Here is a 16,990-nt window from a genome sequence, read left to right on the forward strand (position 1 = left end):
TTTCATTGAAAAAGACTTTCGGTAATTAAGCTGATTTTTCCTGTTGTGAAAAAACTCTTACCGGCACTGATTTATAAGAAGGTGTACCACTTTCTTTATCAATATAATCTAATGGAATTAAAACATTTGCTTCTGGATAATAAGCAGCAACAGTGCCCGGAGCAATACTGAATGAAATGACAGTTATATCTTTGAGAAATAACTTCCGGTTTTGGCTCACTGTTTCAATAATGATTTTATCCCCATGCTTTAAACCACGAGCTTCCAGATCAACATCATTCATAAACAGCACATCACGTCGTCCAAATACTCCACGATAACGATCATCTAATGCATAAATGGTTGTATTATATTGGTCATGACTACGAATAGTCATTAGACGCAATACATCTTCACCCAGCACATCTGCGTTTTCTTTCACCCCTTTAAACACAGAAAACATTGCCTTGCCCGTTGGGGTTGGCCAAATTCGCTCTGTTGGTGGCAATGGCATACGAAATCCCCCCGGAGTCCGGATACGTTGATTGTAGTTATCAAAGCCAGGAATAGTTTTCTCAATCAAATCACGGATAAGATCGTAGCTTTCGGTATAGCGTAACCACGGTGTTTTACTCTTCAGTAAAGTGGCTGCCGCCATTTCAGCCACAATAACAGGCTCAGATTTTAACAGTGGTGATGCTGGCGTTAATTTTCCCGATGATGCATGAACCATCGACATGGAATCTTCGACAGTAATAGATTGACGCCCTAATTCCCTGATATCTAATTCAGTTCTACCTAAACAAGGTAAAATAAAGGTTTCTTTCGCCACGAGTAAATGAGAACGATTAAGCTTAGTTCCGATATGCACACTCAAATCGAGTTTTTTCATTGCTGAAAATGATAACTCAGGATCAGGTAATGCCACTGCAAAGTTTCCGCCAAGACAAAGCAGTGCCTTCACGCGCCCGTCCACCATCGCCTGCATCGCTTTAACCGCATCGTGCCCGTGTTCATAAGGGGGCTTAAACCCGAAAACTTCTTCCAGTTTTTGTAAGAATTCCGGCGATGGTTTTTCTGTAATACCAACGGTGCGGTTACCCTGAACATTAGAGTGACCACGAAGAGGGCATATTCCAGCCCCGGATTTGCCGATATTGCCTTTCATGAGTAGCAAATCGGCAATTAACCGGACATTCGCGGTTCCTTTATTATGCTGAGTTATTCCCATACCATAAGTGACGATGGTCGCATCTGAATTAGCGTACAACAGCGCGACATTTTCAATATCGGCTTGAGAAATACCACTTTCATTCTCAATATCTTTCCAGGAAGTACAGCGCAGTTCTTCTTTGACTGCATCAAATCCCAAGGTATGTGTTGCAATAAACTCATGATCGAGAATATCCCCGCGTTTTTCATCCCATTCTAATAAGACTTTCATGATGCCTTTCAGTGCTGCTGCATCACCTCCCGCTTTTACCTGATAGTAAGAAGAGGCGATATTCGTTGAGCTATAGGTCGCCATTTCAATCATATTTTGCGGATCGGTGAAACGTTCTAATGCGCGTTCACGTAGTGGATTAAACACCACTATAGGCACACCACGGCGAGCAGCCTCATGCAATGTTCCCATCATTCGTGGGTGGTTAGTCCCGGGATTATGACCGATAGAAATAATCAGCTGAGTTTTATCAAAGTCATCTAATGAAACAGTGCCTTTACCAATGCCAATGGATTGAGGCAGACCCACACTGGTGGGTTCATGGCACATATTGGAGCAATCCGGGAAATTATTTGTGCCGTATTCTCTGGCGAAGAGCTGAAATAAATAGGCAGCTTCATTCGAAGCTCGTCCTGATGTGTAAAATTCGACCTCAGAAGGTGATGGTATTTCTCTTAAAATTTCACCGATACGACGGCAGGCAGCTTCCCACGAAACAGGAACCAGTGTATCAGTGGCAGTATCATAAGCCAGTGGATGAGTTAAACGCCCATATCCTTCCAATTCATAATCTGATTTTTCCAGTAAAGTGCTCACGGTATTTTCAGCCAGAAACTCAGGCGTGACACGTTTTTTGGTGGCTTCCCACGTCACAGCTTTTGCGCCATTCTCACAAAACTGGAATGTAGAGTTGTGTTCTTTATCAGGCCAGGCACATCCGGGGCAATCAAAACCGTCGGGTTGGTTAGTATTTAGCAAGGTCTTTGGCGCAACAAAAGCATCCATCTGAGTACGAACAGCAGTCGCCGTTGCTTTTAATGCTCCCCATCCGCCCGCGGGGCCATGGTAAGGATGTACACCCGGCACGGTTGATTTATTTTTACTCATATCTACATTCCTAACATTTATTAATAATCTTTTTTATAAAAATATGCAGGTGAATATTTGAATCGAGATAGGTATATCAACGAATAGATATTACAAAATAAAAAAGATAAGTCATATATAAAAAGATAAGTAAATATTAACTTTGCTTTACAAAAAATGAATAAAAAATATTAAATTTACTTTTGAGAAGGTTTTAAATATAAACACTCTTTTCTGTTCCTTAGAAACATTAGAACAAGATATTTGTGAAGTCAACCAAAATGATTTTGACTTATCTTTATCATAGATACCATCTATCATTCGATAAACTTAATTTATTTGACTCTGAGATACAATGCGTTAAAAATACGTATCACTATAAAAATAAAACAAAAGGATTAAAAAACACTTGTAAATTAATGGAGTGCATAAAGATTAATGTAACAAAAATGCATGGCGTTATATGACTTAATATATATTGGTGTTATTGGGTTCAATGAATATTGAAAATGATAAATAACAAAAGGAGAACTTGGGTTAATGTATTAATGGAAGTCACCTGCTCATTAAAAAGTTAATCTTATAATATCTATTGGTAGACATTATAAAATCTCAATATTGAGGTTTGTTTTTATTAAAAACAAACTAACAATAAGGTAAAATAAATAATGAAAAATATCATCGCACATATATTAATGCTGATGGAGGCGTTATGTTCGGACTAGACGCTTTTCATCTTGCCAGAATCCAATTCGCTTTCACTGTATCATTTCATATTATCTTTCCGGCTTTAACCATTGGCCTGGCCAGTTTTCTTGCAATCCTAGAAGGTTTATGGCTAAAAACAAAAGAGGAAAGTTATCTGAGTCTATACCACTTCTGGATAAAAATTTTTGCCGTTAACTTTGGGATGGGGGTTGTTTCCGGTTTGGTAATGGCCTATCAGTTCGGCACAAACTGGAGTGGTTTCTCACAATTTGCCGGCAGCATTACAGGCCCGTTATTGACTTATGAGGTGCTTACCGCCTTCTTTCTTGAAGCTGGTTTCCTCGGCATTATGTTATTTGGTTGGAATAAGGTCGGTAGAAAACTGCACTTTTTTGCCACTTGCATGGTGGCAGTAGGAACCATTATTTCTACTTTCTGGATCCTCTCTTCAAACAGCTGGATGCAAACACCTCAGGGATATCACATCGAAAATGGTATTGTTATTCCTGATAACTGGTTACAGATAATATTTAATCCTTCATTTCCTTACCGCCTATTACACATGTCTGTCGGTGCATTCCTTGCCAGCGCCCTGTTTATCGCAGCCTGTGCGGCCTGGTTATTGCTGCGTGGAAAGGACACAGCCCCTGTACGTAAAATGCTTTCTATGGCGTTATGGCTAATTTTAATTATTGCTCCCATTCAGGCGGTTATCGGTGATGCACATGGACTGAATACCCTTGAACATCAGCCAGCAAAAATTGCTGCTATTGAAGGGCATTGGAGTAATACATCGAGTGAAGCAACGCCACTGATCTTATTTGGTATTCCAGACATGAATGAAGAGAAAACAAAATATGCGCTGGAAGTCCCTTATCTGGGTAGCCTTATCCTGACCCATAGCCTGGAAAAACAAATTCCCGCTCTTAAGTCTTTCCCTCCCGAAGACAGGCCTAACGCGACCATTATTTTCTGGTCATTCCGAATCATGGCAGGTCTCGGTATGCTGATGATTTTATTAGGGGTAGCCGGTGTTTTACTGCGAAAAAAACAGAAAATATACCATTCTCGTGCATTTTTACGTTTTGCTCTTTGCATGGGGCCTTCTGGTTTAATCGCTATTCTCGCTGGTTGGTTTACGACTGAAATTGGCCGACAACCGTGGGTGGTCTATGGGTTACAGCGTACAAAAGATGCTGTTTCAGCGCACGGCGATATGCAAATGAGCTTAAGTTTATTGCTCTTTATTTTGGTCTATTTTTCTGTTTTCGGTATTGGGTACTTTTATATGATGCGTCTGGTGAAACAGGGGCCCGAAGAAATAGCATCTCCAAGTCACTCGGAAATGCAGCAACCGATTAGTGGAGAAAAACAGAATGGGTATTGATCTTTCTATTATCTGGTTTGTCATCATTATCTTCGCCACATTAATGTACATTGTTGCTGATGGCTTTGATTTGGGTATCGGGATCATATTGCCTTTTACCAAAGATCCTACCGAACGAGATGTGATGGTTAATACTGTCGCCCCTGTATGGGATGGAAATGAAACGTGGCTGGTATTAGGTGGTGCTGCGCTATATGGCGCTTTTCCACTGGCTTACTCCGTTATTATTGATGCGTTAACTATTCCGCTGACACTGATGCTAGTCGGGCTTATTTTCCGTGGAGTTGCTTTTGAATTCCGCTTTAAAGCACTGCCAGAACATCGCACTTTCTGGGATCGTGCTTTTATTGGTGGTTCACTATTAACGACATTTTGTCAGGGGATTACTGTTGGTACGGTGATTAATGGCTTTGAGATCACAGGCCGTCATTTTAGTGGCTCCGCACTCTCATGGCTTGCACCTTTTCCGCTATTTTGTGGTTTTGGGTTGATTATTGCTTATGCTTTATTAGGCAGCTCATGGTTAATAATGAAAACGGAGTACCGGTTGCATCGTAAGATGTGCTCGTTGACCGTTTACTTAGCCCTCGCTTTATTGGCAGTCATTGCTGTCATTAGTATCTGGACACCTTTGGCACATGCAGATATTGCTTTGCGCTGGTTCAGTTTACCTAATTTCTACTTCTTGCTACCGGTCCCGCTATTAGTTTTAGCCAGCACATGGTGCCTTGTTCGTAGTGCCTATAACTATGGTAACTACGCGCCATTTTTCCTGACCTTGTTATTGATATTTTTAGGCTTCTCCGGTTTAGGTATCAGCCTGTGGCCTAATATTATTCCACCATCTGTTTCTATTTGGGATGCCGCTTCTCCACCACAAAGCCAAGGGTTTATGTTAGTGGGTGGGTTATTAATTATTCCCGTTGTCTTAGGTTACACAAGTTGGAGTTATTATGTTTTCCGAGGAAAAGTTAAATCAGGTGAAAACTATCACTAATCTTCATTTACCTCAGATAGAAAATCGGAATGACTCCCGTTGGTATAAGAAACTGGGGTGGATGATAACTATCTGGTCAGCAAGTGTGTTAAGCTTGGGGATCGTTGCAACACTGTTTAAATTATTAATGTACAGTGCCGGGATGAGGACACATTAGTAAGATAGGCCGCTCATTATGCGGCCTATTTTTGAGTGAGAACAGAACGTTCAAGCAAATCAGTTTCCACTGCTCCGCCGTTATCATTCCCAATGTGTTCGTTGGTATTTCGATGCGTTGAGTCTACGTAATTGATGTGACACCTCCCTTAGTGTTAGAAAGAAGGGAAGGGCCATCATGACACAATGCGGGTTGCGGCTGGAGTACTAAGTCTGGCTTCTTCTTTTACCGCAATCGATTCCTTCTGGTATACTCCGCAAATATTTTGTTCTCATGTTTTCTTATGTGTCCGTCTTCGTGCGACTAACTGTATATCACTTGGTGTATCAATATTGGTGATTTATCACATAATTAAAGATGGGTTTATTGTTTTAAAACAAATAGGTATGTGAAATTGAAACATATTGTAGAAGTGATGATCTCCGAGCAAGAGGTTAAACAACGTATTGCTGAATTAGGGCAACAGATTACAGAACATTATCGCAATAGCGATCGTGAACTGGTATTGGTTGGCCTGCTGAGAGGATCGTTTATTTTCATGGCAGATTTGTGCCGTGAAATTCAGGTTTCTCATGAAGTGGATTTTATGACTGCATCCAGCTACGGCAATGGAATGGATTCTACCCGCGATGTGAAGATCCTAAAGGATCTGGATGAAGATATTCGTGGTAAAGATGTGTTAATCGTTGAAGATATTATCGACTCCGGGAATACACTGAATAAAATCCGTGAGATTCTGTCTCTTCGTGAACCAAATTCTCTGGCAATTTGTACGTTACTGAACAAACCATCCCGTCGTGAAGTTGATGTTCCGGTTGAGTGGATCGGTTACTCGATTGAAGATAAATTTGTGGTGGGTTATGGCATTGATTATGCTCAGCGCTATCGCCATCTGCCTTATATCGGCCATGTTACTCTGCTGGAAGAGTAAATTTTTGCAATAATGCAAACAGGTGCCGATGTAGTAAATAAATGGCAGCAAAGGCTGCCATTTATTTTTACGGAAACTTGTTACTTTTTACGAGCCAGCTTAGAGATAGCCTGACGGTAATTAAGCTCCAGTTTTTCACGGCTGTCTGCGGTAATATCCAAATCATGCAGTTCGCCATCTTTCAAACCATATACCCAGCCATGGATCATGACTTTTTGTCCACGTTTCCACGCGGATTGCATAATGGTTGAATGACCAAGGTTATAAACCTGTTCAATCACATTCAGCTCACACAGGCGATTCAGTCGATCATTAGGTGGCAATTCACCAAGCATTGAGCTGTGTTTGTACCACAAATCACGAATGTGGAGCAGCCAGTTATTGATTAAACCTAATTCAGTTCCGTTTACTGCTGCTTCAATACCACCGCATCCGTAATGACCACAAATGATTATATGTTCAACCTGTAAAACATCGACAGCATACTGTACAACAGATAAACAATTTAAATCGGTGTGTATCACTAGATTTGCAACATTCCGGTGAACGAAAAGATCACCCGGTGCAGCATCAATCAGTTTTTCAGCAGGCACACGGCTATCAGAACAGCCTATCCATAGAAAGTGTGGCTTTTGTGCTTTTGATAATTCCTTGAAGAAATGAGGATTTTCTTCATTTACAGACTCTGACCACTGCTTGTTCCGGGCAAACAGCTCTTCAATTTTTCTCATCATGACTAATAGCCTGGCAACATTTTTGAGATAGAATCATATACAACATTAATTGAGAATTTAATATTTAATTGAGTAATGTTTTTGAGTTGATCCCTATCATTGAAAAGAAGTGCAGGGAAAAGAATGGCATAATCTGTCCCTTGCACTCAAAAATAGCAGAAAAATAAAGGTGTTGTTTACTTATGGCTTATGCATTGGAATTGACGCAGCTTACGAAGACCTATAACGGTGGAGTAAAAGCGCTGCGTGGGATTGATCTGCGAGTGGAAACCGGCGATTTTTACGCTCTGTTGGGGCCGAATGGTGCCGGGAAATCAACGACTATCGGCATCATTAGTTCTCTGGTCAATAAAAGCAGCGGTAAGGTTAATGTATTCGGTTACGATATTGATACGGATTTAGTCAATGCTAAACGGCAACTGGGGTTAGTCCCGCAGGAATTTAATTTTAACCCATTTGAAACCGTGATTCAGATTGTGCTGAATCAGGCGGGATACTACGGCGTACCACGTAATGTGGCACAAAGCAGGGCGGAAACCTATCTGTCACAACTCGATCTCTGGGGTAAACGTAATGAACGGGCAAATCGTCTGTCAGGGGGAATGAAACGCCGCCTGATGATCGCCCGCGCTTTGATGCATCAGCCAAAGTTATTAATTCTGGATGAACCGACTGCGGGTGTTGACATCGAACTACGCCGCTCTATGTGGGACTTTCTGAAGTCTCTTAATGAGCAGGGAACCACGATTATTCTGACGACTCACTATCTGGAAGAAGCAGAAATGCTTTGTCGCAATATTGGCATTATCCAGCATGGTGAGCTGGTGGAAAATACCAGCATGAAAGATCTACTCAGCCAACTTGAGGTAGAAACATTTTTACTCGATTTAGCGCCTGAAGGAAACATGCCTACGCTTGAAGGCTATAGCTATCGCTTGGTTGACACAGTTACGCTAGAAGTAGATGTGAAACGAGGGCAGGGACTAAATGATGTTTTCTCCCAATTAAGTACGCAGGGTATTCAGATTAACAGTATGCGCAACAAGGCGAATCGTTTGGAAGAGCTGTTTGTTGGGTTAACAAATAATAGCCAAGGAGCTCGTTCATGATCCAACTTTATTGGGTGGCATTGAAAACCATCTGGATTAAGGAAATTACCCGCTTTGGTCGAATTTGGGTGCAAACCCTGCTGCCTCCTGTGATTACCATGTCTCTCTATTTTGTTATTTTCGGTAACTTAGTCGGTTCCCGTATTGGTGAAATGGGGGGATTCACATATATGCAGTTTATTGTTCCCGGGCTGATTATGATGTCGGTGATCACTAACTCATATGCAAATGTTTCCTCTTCTTTCTTTGGTGCTAAATTTCAGCGCAGTATTGAGGAAGTTTTGGTTGCTCCTGTACCGACTCATGTGATTATTGCCGGATTTGTCGGTGGTGGTGTAGCCCGTGGTGTGTGTGTCGGTATTTTGGTGACGCTGGTTTCCCTGTTTTTCGTGCCATTAGAGATTCACTCATGGGGAATGGTGGTAATAACTCTGTTAGCAACATCAATCTTATTTGCATTGGCTGGATTACTGAATGCCATTTTTGCGAAAACATTTGATGATATTAGTATTATCCCAACGTTTGTTCTGACTCCGCTGACCTATTTGGGCGGTGTCTTTTATTCTCTGACGCTGTTGCCGGAATTTTGGCAGATGGTATCGAAGCTAAACCCAATCGTATATATGATCAGTGGGTTCCGTTATGGTTTCCTCGGTATTTCGGATGTCTCTCTGGCTATGACATTGGGTATGCTGGGCGCATTTATACTTGGATTTTACCTACTGGCTTGGTATTTAATTGAATCCGGCAGAGGGCTGAGAACTTAAACGAGACAGCACAAATATGCTGCCTTACTGTATTGCACAGCAGGGCAGCAGAATTAATACAAACCGATTACCTACTTACCGCTTGCTTAATATGAATCAGTCCCTGACAGCAACAATTAATTCAATTTCTATTTGCAAATCCTGATGAATAAGATTTGATATTTCTACCAGAGAACACGCGGGTAAATTTCCTTCACAGAAGTTAAATAATAAAGGACGGATAAGAGGGAGCTGCTTGATATCCTTGACGAAGATCGTAAATTTAATGAGATCAGATTTGTGACATTTTTCTTGTTCAAGAACGGATGTTATTTGCCGGAGAATAGTCAAAGTCTGTGCTTCAACACCATGCTGTTGTGACTCTGTACCCAGTGCGGTCAGCCCTGAAATATACAGCAAGCCTTGATGTTTTACCGCATGTACATAAGGGCCTTTCACTTGTGGGAGGCTGGAATAATTTATTCGAGTAACCATGAGAGACTCCTTATATAAGATTAGCAGTGTAGAGTATTTGAATGTGGTTAAATCGTATCGGTAGTAAAAACCTGAATAACTTCTGTTAAGTCGAGTGATAAATAATACTTAGTATGGTCATATTCAAAATGTTTTTTTAACGCATCCGGGCTGGTGAATTTCTCCCATATAATAAATGTGTTTGGATTTTCGTTTGATTGGTGAATGAAAAATATTTCACACCCCGGTTCTAATAGTGTTTTTTCTTGTAAGACTTTTAACTCTCTGATAACGACATTAAGATCTGTATTTTCTTTAGCTCTAATTTCTGCTGTAACAAAATAACCATTTTTATACATGTATGACATCCTTATTTGGGGAAGAATACCGGTATACCTAAGTTTAATTGTTATTTCAAATGATTTTTACATTTCAATAATATGCCTATGTTACTTTTTTAGTTGGATAATATATTCTTTAATTTCTCAATTGCAGCTAATGGATTATCTAAGTTGATAAAATAAGATGACTGCCATTTTTGGGTTTGAATTGCCTGTTTAGAATTGGGAAAATCCCAGGAAGGGTATACTCGAATAGCTCTTTTCCCCTCTTTCGTGGAGGAAGAAAATACACCTTTCCTCATCAGAACATCTGAATAAAACAGAAAAATACCTTTTTTATCCTCTGTAAAAGTAGCTATCAGGCAAAAATCAATATTATCTCTGGCATCTAATGGCATTATTTCTGCGTCAGGAGAAGGTCTTTTCCATAATGTAACGAATTGACCAATTTTGCGTGGCGTGATTTTAGCCTGACGAAAAAGGATTAATTTTCCATTCAGAATGAATCGCATTGCTTCATAATCACGGCTTTCATTTTCTTTGCTGGGCGGGGCATTCAGGCGGAAATCAGCAGGGAGCAATAATTGGTTGTATATTTCCTGAAAGCTATCTGGGACGTTATTTTTATCGAAATCAGATGATGACAAGATAGTATTCCTTTATTGGTTTTGAGGTTGGCTGAGTATACACAATGAATTTCAAGATGCGTCGCGGCGGCAAGGGAGTAAATCCCCGGGAGCATAGATAACCGTCTGTTTATAAAAACGGTGACAGGGGTGAGCGAGCGCAGCCAACAAAGAGGCAACTTGAAAGACGAAGTGTATATATCTTAAAAAAGAATCGCTCCCTGCCTTTCGATCAGAGAGCGATATTTATCCGATATATATTGGAAATGAAATCAGTTCAGATACAGCGTCAGCGCCAGACCCGGTTTCATATCTTTGAGCTTGATGCCCTTATTCCAGCTCATCAGATCATTAAGATTCACACCATGCCGCTTAGCAATGCTGGTAAAAGAATCCCCTTTGCGAACCTGATATTTAATCGGTTCACTGATATTCACTTTCAGAACCTGCCCGATTTTGAGTCTGTCAGCGGTCTTCAGACCGTTCAATTTCTGTAGTTGATGGTGAGATGTCTTAAAGCGTTTTGCAATCGCAGATAAGGTATCACCTGAACGAACGGTGTAATGGCTTTGTTGATGTAACTGACGAAGATTTTTCGCAACGGCCAGCCTAATCTCTTTCAAAACACTTTTATCTGCCAGTGAGTGTTTAAGCTGACCAGCATTCTCCTTTGGCAACATAATGTAATGCGGCCCATGAGGAGAGGTCATGCCCTGCTTATAGCCGGGGTTATAAGCTTTCATGGAGGTCAGGGAAAGCCCGGACAACTCAGCAGCCTGTGATAGCGTGATTTGCTGCCCTACCTCAACTTTGGCAAGTGCCTGCTGAATATTGGGTTTCGGTAGTGTAAAGCTATATTTTTCGTTTTGACGAATGACATTACTGAGTGCCAGTATCTTAGGAACGTAATGCATCGTTTCACGTGGCAATTCCAATGACCAAAAATCTGTTGGTTTCCCCTTAGACTGATTTTCTCTGATTGCCCGTGCAACGCGGCCTTCACCACTGTTATAAGCGGCTATAGTGAGTAACCAATCCCCGTTAAAACGTACATTCAAACGCTCAAGCATATTCAGGGCAGCAGTTGTAGATGCCGCAACATCACGACGTGCATCGTACCATTTATCCTGCGTCAGACCATAATGCCGGCCTGTGCTGGGAATAATCTGCCATAAGCCAACCGCGTTGGCGTAAGATGTCGCATGAGGATTAAAAGCACTCTCCACTATGGGAAGCAAGGCCACTTCCATAGGCATATTTCGCTGATCAATCTGCTCAACGATCCAATACATATATGGTTCCGAGCGTAACGCCACATTTTGGAGATAACTCTTGTGTTTCAGGTAATAATTCTGCTGTTCACGCACCCTGTTATTATCAGGAATTTCCATCTTCAACTCATCACGGATATGTCCCCACAAATCTTGTTGAGCTGTCGGACTCTCCTTCCAGTTTGCAGTCTCCTCTGGTACTGCAATACCGTTTGTTTTCTGATTCGTCGAAGACATCTTCTGTGTATGCTGCTGGGAAGGAGACTTTGGTTGTAGCCCCGACTGACACCCGGCAAGCAAGACAGATGCGAATAGGATCGCTTTTGTCTTCATATTCTGCTTTGATGTTTGCCTAAAAGGTGAGCAATCATACTGACCTATTACACAGAAGACAACCCGAAAAAGTCAAAATCGATCTTTATAGGCCCTTAATTGCTGAAAAACAGAAGAAAGTGGTATTGAATTAGGTTTAATACCGATATTTTTTTGTAAATCAATATCGTGACAATTTAGAAAAACGTTAATTTTCTTCTCTATTTTCAATGTGGTAGGAACTGTTGCCTGATCTTTTCCACGTAACTCGATAATTTTCTTATGATAATCGCTAATAGCCTGATTTTCAGGTAATACAGCCAGCGCAAATTTCATATTCGCGGCAGTATACTCATGGGCGCAGCAGATCAACGTTTCATCAGGCAGCGAGGCAATTTTCTCAAGGGAAGAAAACATCTGTTCAGCGGTACCTTCGAAGAGTCTGCCACAACCTGCCGAAAACAAGGTATCTCCACAAAATAGATAAGGGGCCTGATAGAAAGCAATATGTCCAAGGGTATGACCCGGTAGAGCAAGAACCTGAAAAGAAAAATTACCTGTCACAATAAGATCATTTTCATGAACAACGTGAGTTGCCCCTTTACTTTGGGTCTCTTCCGGGCCATATACAGGTAATGTTGGATATTGCTTAAGTAGTCCAGCAACACCGCCAACGTGATCGTGGTGATGGTGTGTCAACAGGATAGCGATGGGAATAAGTTGGTTAGCTGCTAAAGTATCCATAACAGGTTGTGATTCAGCGGGATCGATAATGACACAATGCTTGTTCTCGTCACAAAGTAACCAAATGTAGTTATCTGAAAGGGCCGGGAGCCTGATAAGCTTCATGATATGCCTCGTTTAGCAATCGATTTTATTCTTAATGGGTTTCAAGATGCGTCGTGGAGGCAAGTGAGCGCCACCAACAAAGAGGCAACTTGAAAGACGGAGAGTATAGTAGGTTGGAAGGAAGATGACATGCAATCAGCACGTGCAATCAAACAAATAACCCTGCCTGCTTCCTGGGCTGAATTACCATGGGGTGAGTATTACCGTGTCGCTTTGGAACATCAATTGGAACCGTGGTGGCCGAAAATTTTTGGTTTTCATTTAGTGAAAGTCGGTAATTTAAGTGTAGAAATTGACAGCCGCTCGTGCTTAATCAGCCATCAGGTTAATGTGGGACTGAAAGGCGAAAGCATGAATGTGATTGCCGATCCTCATTACCTCCCTTTTGAGGCTAAGTCGGTTGATGCCTGTTTACTGGCACATATGCTGACGTATAGTGTTGATCCTCACTGGCTGCTTAGAGAAGTGGATAGGATCATGATTGATGATGGCTGGCTCATTATCTCTGGATTTAATCCTATCAGCCTGTTGGGTTTGAGAAAACCTATTTCAGTTGTATGCCGCAAGCGGCTTTATCGAACCCAAATGTTTTCCAGACTGCGTCAGCTGGATTGGCTTCGCTTGCTGAACTATGAAGTGCTTCATCATGCTAACTTCCATGTTTTACCGTGGAAGAGTGCCAATAATGCGCATGAACCTTCGTCATCAATATTTGGTTGCCTGAATGTGATTATTGCCCGCAAGCGGACAATACCACTGACTCTCAATCCCATGCGGGCAAGATTGTTGAAACCGAAATTCAGTAATGCACTGGGAGTAGTGAAAAATTCTCATCAGCGCGATTAGCTTTTGAAAGACGAAGTGCGTGGCTTTATTCAATATAGCCACTGTCGGTTTGGGTCGGGGCGTTAGCCGCTGTACGAGCGAGTTCATCACACAATTCGTTTTCACGATGACCGGTATGCCCCTTGACCCAATGCCATTCGATTTCGTGGGGAGAAATGGCTTTATCCAGCCGTTGCCACAGATCAACATTGATCACCGGGGATTTATCTGCTTTTTTCCAGCCCCGTTTTTTCCAGTTATGTATCCACTGGGTAATTCCCTGACGAACATATTGACTGTCAGTGGTAAGAATGATTGAGCATGGCTCTTTAAGTGCTTCCAGCGCGGCAATAGCGGCCATCAGCTCCATCCGGTTGTTGGTTGTACGGAAATAACCTTCATTTAAGGTTTTTTCCTTTTGTTTATAACGAAGTAAAACACCATATCCGCCGGGACCCGGATTACCGAGGCAGGAACCATCGGTGAAAATTTCTACCTGTTTATTCATATTTGGTAGACTCTTCCTATATCATCTTTATTCAAAACTCTAAGTCTGACACAAAAAAACACTATGAGCACTGCAATTACCCGTCAAATCGTCCTTGATACTGAAACAACCGGTATGAATAAACTGGGAGTTCACTACGAGGGGCATAACATCATTGAAGTCGGCGCGGTGGAAGTGATTAACCGTCGTCTGACAGGGCGTCATTTTCACATTTATATTAAGCCGGATCGTCTGGTTGATCCGGAAGCATTTGAAGTACATGGTATTAGCGATGAATTTTTACAGGATAAACCCGTATTTGCTGATATAGCCGATGAATTTATTGAATTTATCCGTGGCGCTGAGTTGATCATTCATAACGCAACGTTTGATATTGGTTTTATGGATTATGAATTCAGCAAACTTAATCGAGGCATCCCGCCAACTGCTGAATTTTGTACCATTACCGATAGCCTGACGATGGCAAGGAAGCTTTTCCCCGGTAAGCGTAATAACCTTGATGCGCTGTGTGATCGTTACCATATTGATAACGCCAAACGAACTCTCCATGGGGCATTACTCGATGCCGAGATTTTGGCAGATGTCTATCTGGCAATGACCGGTGGTCAGACATCGCTGGCTTTTTCGATGGAAGGGGAAACATCCAACAATGCACAGGTTGCGGAAATTCAAAAAATTACCCGCCCACAGGCTGGGCTGAAAATAATTTACGCCTCTGATGAGGAATTGCTTCAGCATGAATCCCGTTTAGATTTAGTAGAGAAGAAAGGGGGGAGTTGCCTGTGGAGGACAAAACCTGAACAATTACACTGACGGGAACGGTACTAGATGACAATAAATTTACCATTAAGGTGAAAAATTATCCAAGCGCGCTATTTTATTATAAAAATCGATTGACGTATTGTGCCGGAGTTCGTATTATCCACCCCGTTCTAAACCAGAACACCATAGCGGTGCGGTAGTTCAGTTGGTTAGAATACCGGCCTGTCACGCCGGGGGTCGCGGGTTCGAGTCCCGTCCGCACCGCCAGAATTTATAAGCCCTGAGTTTAAAACTCAGGGCTTTTTCGTTTTCCTGATCGGCAAAAATCTCAAATCATTTTATAGAAATAGGTTGTTCCTGAGAGTTCGCCATTCGAATTAATGGAATAATTTGGTATTTGCCCGGCTTCAACAAAGCCACATTTCTGATAAAGGGCAGAGGCGGGATCATTTGTGCGGGTATCCAGTACCAGCAAACTACGTTGATGCTGCTTTGCCACACATTCCAGTTCTTCCATTAACATATTGCCAATTCCACGCCGGCGATAGGCTGTGTGTACCATTAGTTTTTCTACATCAGCTCGATGTTTCCCATTCTTTTTTCTGCAAAGGCTAAGTTGTACCGAACCCGCGATTTTGTCACCTTCCATTGCCACTAATAGCAAGCGATGACCAGATACAACATCTGTTTCGACATCTTGCCAGTATTGCTCTGCTTCATTGACTTCCAATGGTGAAATAAAGCCGATAGATGCACCATTTTCGACACAGTTATTCAGTAATTTGATTAGTTCATGGCATTTAGTATTGATGGAGTTTAATAGCGTGATATTCGTAACTGACATTGAATTCAACGGAGGGTTGTTTTTTAACATTTATTGTTAAGTCCAGAATGAGTAACGATTAAACACTATATAAGTAAATCTATTCTGCACATAAGAAAATGTAAGAAGGAATAACGAAATGAAAAACAGAATTAAAATAATACATGGCGATATCACCAAAATTGCTGTTGAAGCGATTGTTAACGCGGCGAATAGCTCTTTGTTGGGGGGGGGGAGGCGTTGATGGTGCTATTCATCGGGCTGGTGGAAAGGCCATTCTGGAAGAGTGCATGCAAATTAGGGCAAAGCAGGGGGGTTGTGATATTGGGGATGCGGTTATCACCGGAGCAGGGAATTTACCGGCAAAGTATGTGATCCATACAGTCGGCCCTTGCTGGAACGGGGGAACCGATAATGAACCTGAATTATTGAAAAAGGCCTATGTAAGCTGTTTTGATCTTATTGAGCAATACAATATTGAGACAGTTTCTTTCCCCAATATCAGCACAGGCATTTACCGTTTTCCAAAAAAACTGGCAGCAGAAATTGCTTTGGAAGTGATTCACTCCCGTCTGTTTGATAATCAAAATATATTACAGGTGAACCTCATTTGTTTCGATGATGAAAATTATGACATCTATCGTTCTTTAAATTAGACAGTTACCTGCATCAAATTGTTATTTGGATCACAAAGTATTTTTAGTCAGAGGAAATTATCATAGCTGGCTTGCTATCATGCTCCAAATCAGCAGAAAAACAGGCTTTTCCGATCTTGATTCGTTCATTAATTATCGTGTCTAATACATGGTTTCTTATTGCGCAAATCACGAGGTGAAATCACTCTGAATTTGCGCAAACTAACCTCCGGTTATACACAATGGATTTCAAGATGCGTCGCGGCGGCAAGGGAGTAAATCCCCGGGAGCATAGATAACTATGTGACTGGGGTGAACGAGCGTAGCCAACAAAGAGGCAACTTGAAAGACGAAGTGTATAGGTGTATTCACTTGAAAATACGTCAAAACGGCGGGATAAATCAAAGAATTGATGCTAAACGGAAATTAAGATAGTTTTCGTTTATATGGCATTAATGATTGCGGTTTGTATGCTGCGCTGCGAAAATTAGTTCTAGTTCACTAA

17 protein-coding genes, 1 tRNA gene and 1 pseudogene are annotated in these 16,990 nt (G+C 41.6%); 10 read left to right on the forward strand and 9 right to left on the reverse strand.

All coding sequences use genetic code 11. From position 1 onward, the window contains the following. Positions 1-25 precede the first annotated feature (25 nt). Positions 26-2,311 carry an FdhF/YdeP family oxidoreductase gene (locus tag AACS92_RS06095; protein ID WP_099110454.1) on the reverse strand — a complete coding sequence of 762 codons (2,286 nt, stop codon included), beginning with the start codon at positions 2,309-2,311 and terminating at the stop codon, positions 26-28. A gap of 691 nt (positions 2,312-3,002) precedes the next feature. Between AACS92_RS06095 and AACS92_RS06100 the strand changes: the two genes are divergently transcribed. The 4 genes from AACS92_RS06100 (at position 3,003) to hpt (ending at position 6,470) form a co-directional block, all read left to right on the forward strand. Continuing rightward, complete coding sequence (locus tag AACS92_RS06100; RefSeq protein ID WP_099110455.1) at positions 3,003-4,385, forward strand: cytochrome ubiquinol oxidase subunit I; 1,383 nt, start codon at positions 3,003-3,005, stop codon at positions 4,383-4,385. Next, the gene (cydB, locus tag AACS92_RS06105) at positions 4,375-5,382 is read left to right on the forward strand and encodes a cytochrome d ubiquinol oxidase subunit II (RefSeq protein ID WP_099110456.1); all 1,008 of its coding nucleotides are present in this window, start codon (positions 4,375-4,377) and stop codon (positions 5,380-5,382) included. The genes AACS92_RS06100 and cydB overlap by 11 nt, the downstream gene beginning before the upstream one ends. Then, a complete protein-coding gene (locus AACS92_RS06110; protein WP_099110513.1) occupies positions 5,339-5,539 on the forward strand; it encodes a DUF2474 domain-containing protein in 201 nt (66 codons plus the stop codon). Before cydB ends, AACS92_RS06110 begins: the two co-directional genes overlap by 44 nt. A 394-nt stretch (positions 5,540-5,933) precedes the next feature. Then, on the forward strand, positions 5,934-6,470 hold the full coding sequence (gene hpt, locus AACS92_RS06115; RefSeq protein WP_099110457.1) for a hypoxanthine phosphoribosyltransferase: 537 nt from the start codon (positions 5,934-5,936) through the stop codon (positions 6,468-6,470). An 80-nt stretch (positions 6,471-6,550) separates the two neighbouring features. On the opposite strand, the gene can is transcribed toward hpt, so the two are convergent. Next, positions 6,551-7,204: a carbonate dehydratase gene (can, locus tag AACS92_RS06120; RefSeq protein WP_099110459.1), complete on the reverse strand. Its 654-nt coding sequence runs from the start codon at positions 7,202-7,204 to the stop codon at positions 6,551-6,553. A 182-nt stretch (positions 7,205-7,386) separates the two neighbouring features. On the opposite strand from can, the gene AACS92_RS06125 reads away from it, so the two are divergent. Continuing rightward, positions 7,387-8,313 (forward strand): ABC transporter ATP-binding protein, encoded by a 927-nt coding sequence (locus AACS92_RS06125; protein ID WP_099110460.1) that lies wholly within the window; start codon positions 7,387-7,389, stop codon positions 8,311-8,313. Next, positions 8,310-9,080 (forward strand): ABC transporter permease, encoded by a 771-nt coding sequence (locus AACS92_RS06130; RefSeq protein WP_099110461.1) that lies wholly within the window; start codon positions 8,310-8,312, stop codon positions 9,078-9,080. Before AACS92_RS06125 ends, AACS92_RS06130 begins: the two co-directional genes overlap by 4 nt. Before the next feature lie 96 nt (positions 9,081-9,176). Here the strand turns inward: AACS92_RS06130 and AACS92_RS06135 are convergent, their stop codons facing one another. The 5 genes from AACS92_RS06135 to gloB all read right to left on the reverse strand — a co-directional run bounded on the left by AACS92_RS06135 (position 9,177) and on the right by gloB (position 12,932). Beyond that, positions 9,177-9,554: a RidA family protein gene (locus AACS92_RS06135; RefSeq protein WP_099110462.1), complete on the reverse strand. Its 378-nt coding sequence runs from the start codon at positions 9,552-9,554 to the stop codon at positions 9,177-9,179. A 47-nt stretch (positions 9,555-9,601) separates the two neighbouring features. Then, positions 9,602-9,892 carry a putative quinol monooxygenase gene (locus AACS92_RS06140; RefSeq protein WP_193756946.1) on the reverse strand — a complete coding sequence of 97 codons (291 nt, stop codon included), beginning with the start codon at positions 9,890-9,892 and terminating at the stop codon, positions 9,602-9,604. Between the two features lie 98 nt (positions 9,893-9,990). Beyond that, positions 9,991-10,521: a MepB family protein gene (locus AACS92_RS06145; RefSeq protein WP_206602249.1), complete on the reverse strand. Its 531-nt coding sequence runs from the start codon at positions 10,519-10,521 to the stop codon at positions 9,991-9,993. Between the two features lie 251 nt (positions 10,522-10,772). After that, entirely contained in the window at positions 10,773-12,104 is a 1,332-nt protein-coding gene (mltD, locus tag AACS92_RS06150) for a murein transglycosylase D (RefSeq protein WP_099110464.1), read from the reverse strand. Positions 12,105-12,176: 72 nt separating this feature from the next. Further along, entirely contained in the window at positions 12,177-12,932 is a 756-nt protein-coding gene (gene gloB / locus AACS92_RS06155; RefSeq protein ID WP_099110466.1) for a hydroxyacylglutathione hydrolase, read from the reverse strand. 129 nt (positions 12,933-13,061) lie between these two features. On the opposite strand from gloB, the gene AACS92_RS06160 reads away from it, so the two are divergent. After that, the gene (locus tag AACS92_RS06160) at positions 13,062-13,778 is read left to right on the forward strand and encodes a methyltransferase domain-containing protein (RefSeq protein ID WP_099110467.1); all 717 of its coding nucleotides are present in this window, start codon (positions 13,062-13,064) and stop codon (positions 13,776-13,778) included. A gap of 25 nt (positions 13,779-13,803) precedes the next feature. On the opposite strand, the gene rnhA is transcribed toward AACS92_RS06160, so the two are convergent. Then, entirely contained in the window at positions 13,804-14,265 is a 462-nt protein-coding gene (gene rnhA / locus AACS92_RS06165; RefSeq protein WP_099110468.1) for a ribonuclease HI, read from the reverse strand. A 63-nt stretch (positions 14,266-14,328) separates the two neighbouring features. Between rnhA and dnaQ the strand changes: the two genes are divergently transcribed. After that, entirely contained in the window at positions 14,329-15,078 is a 750-nt protein-coding gene (gene dnaQ, locus AACS92_RS06170) for a DNA polymerase III subunit epsilon (protein WP_099110469.1), read from the forward strand. Between the two features lie 139 nt (positions 15,079-15,217). Then, positions 15,218-15,294: transfer RNA gene (locus AACS92_RS06175), tRNA-Asp, on the forward strand. A 61-nt stretch (positions 15,295-15,355) separates the two neighbouring features. Here AACS92_RS06175 and AACS92_RS06180 read toward each other — a convergent pair. Continuing rightward, positions 15,356-15,901, reverse strand: coding sequence for a GNAT family N-acetyltransferase (locus tag AACS92_RS06180; protein WP_206602250.1), 546 nt, complete (start codon positions 15,899-15,901; stop codon positions 15,356-15,358). A gap of 88 nt (positions 15,902-15,989) precedes the next feature. Between AACS92_RS06180 and AACS92_RS06185 the strand changes: the two are divergent. After that, a pseudogene (locus tag AACS92_RS06185) lies at positions 15,990-16,506 on the forward strand (O-acetyl-ADP-ribose deacetylase). Positions 16,507-16,990 lie beyond the last annotated feature (484 nt).

The organism is Xenorhabdus sp. KJ12.1 (assembly GCF_963876495.1).
GTDB lineage: Bacteria > Pseudomonadota > Gammaproteobacteria > Enterobacterales > Enterobacteriaceae > Xenorhabdus > Xenorhabdus stockiae.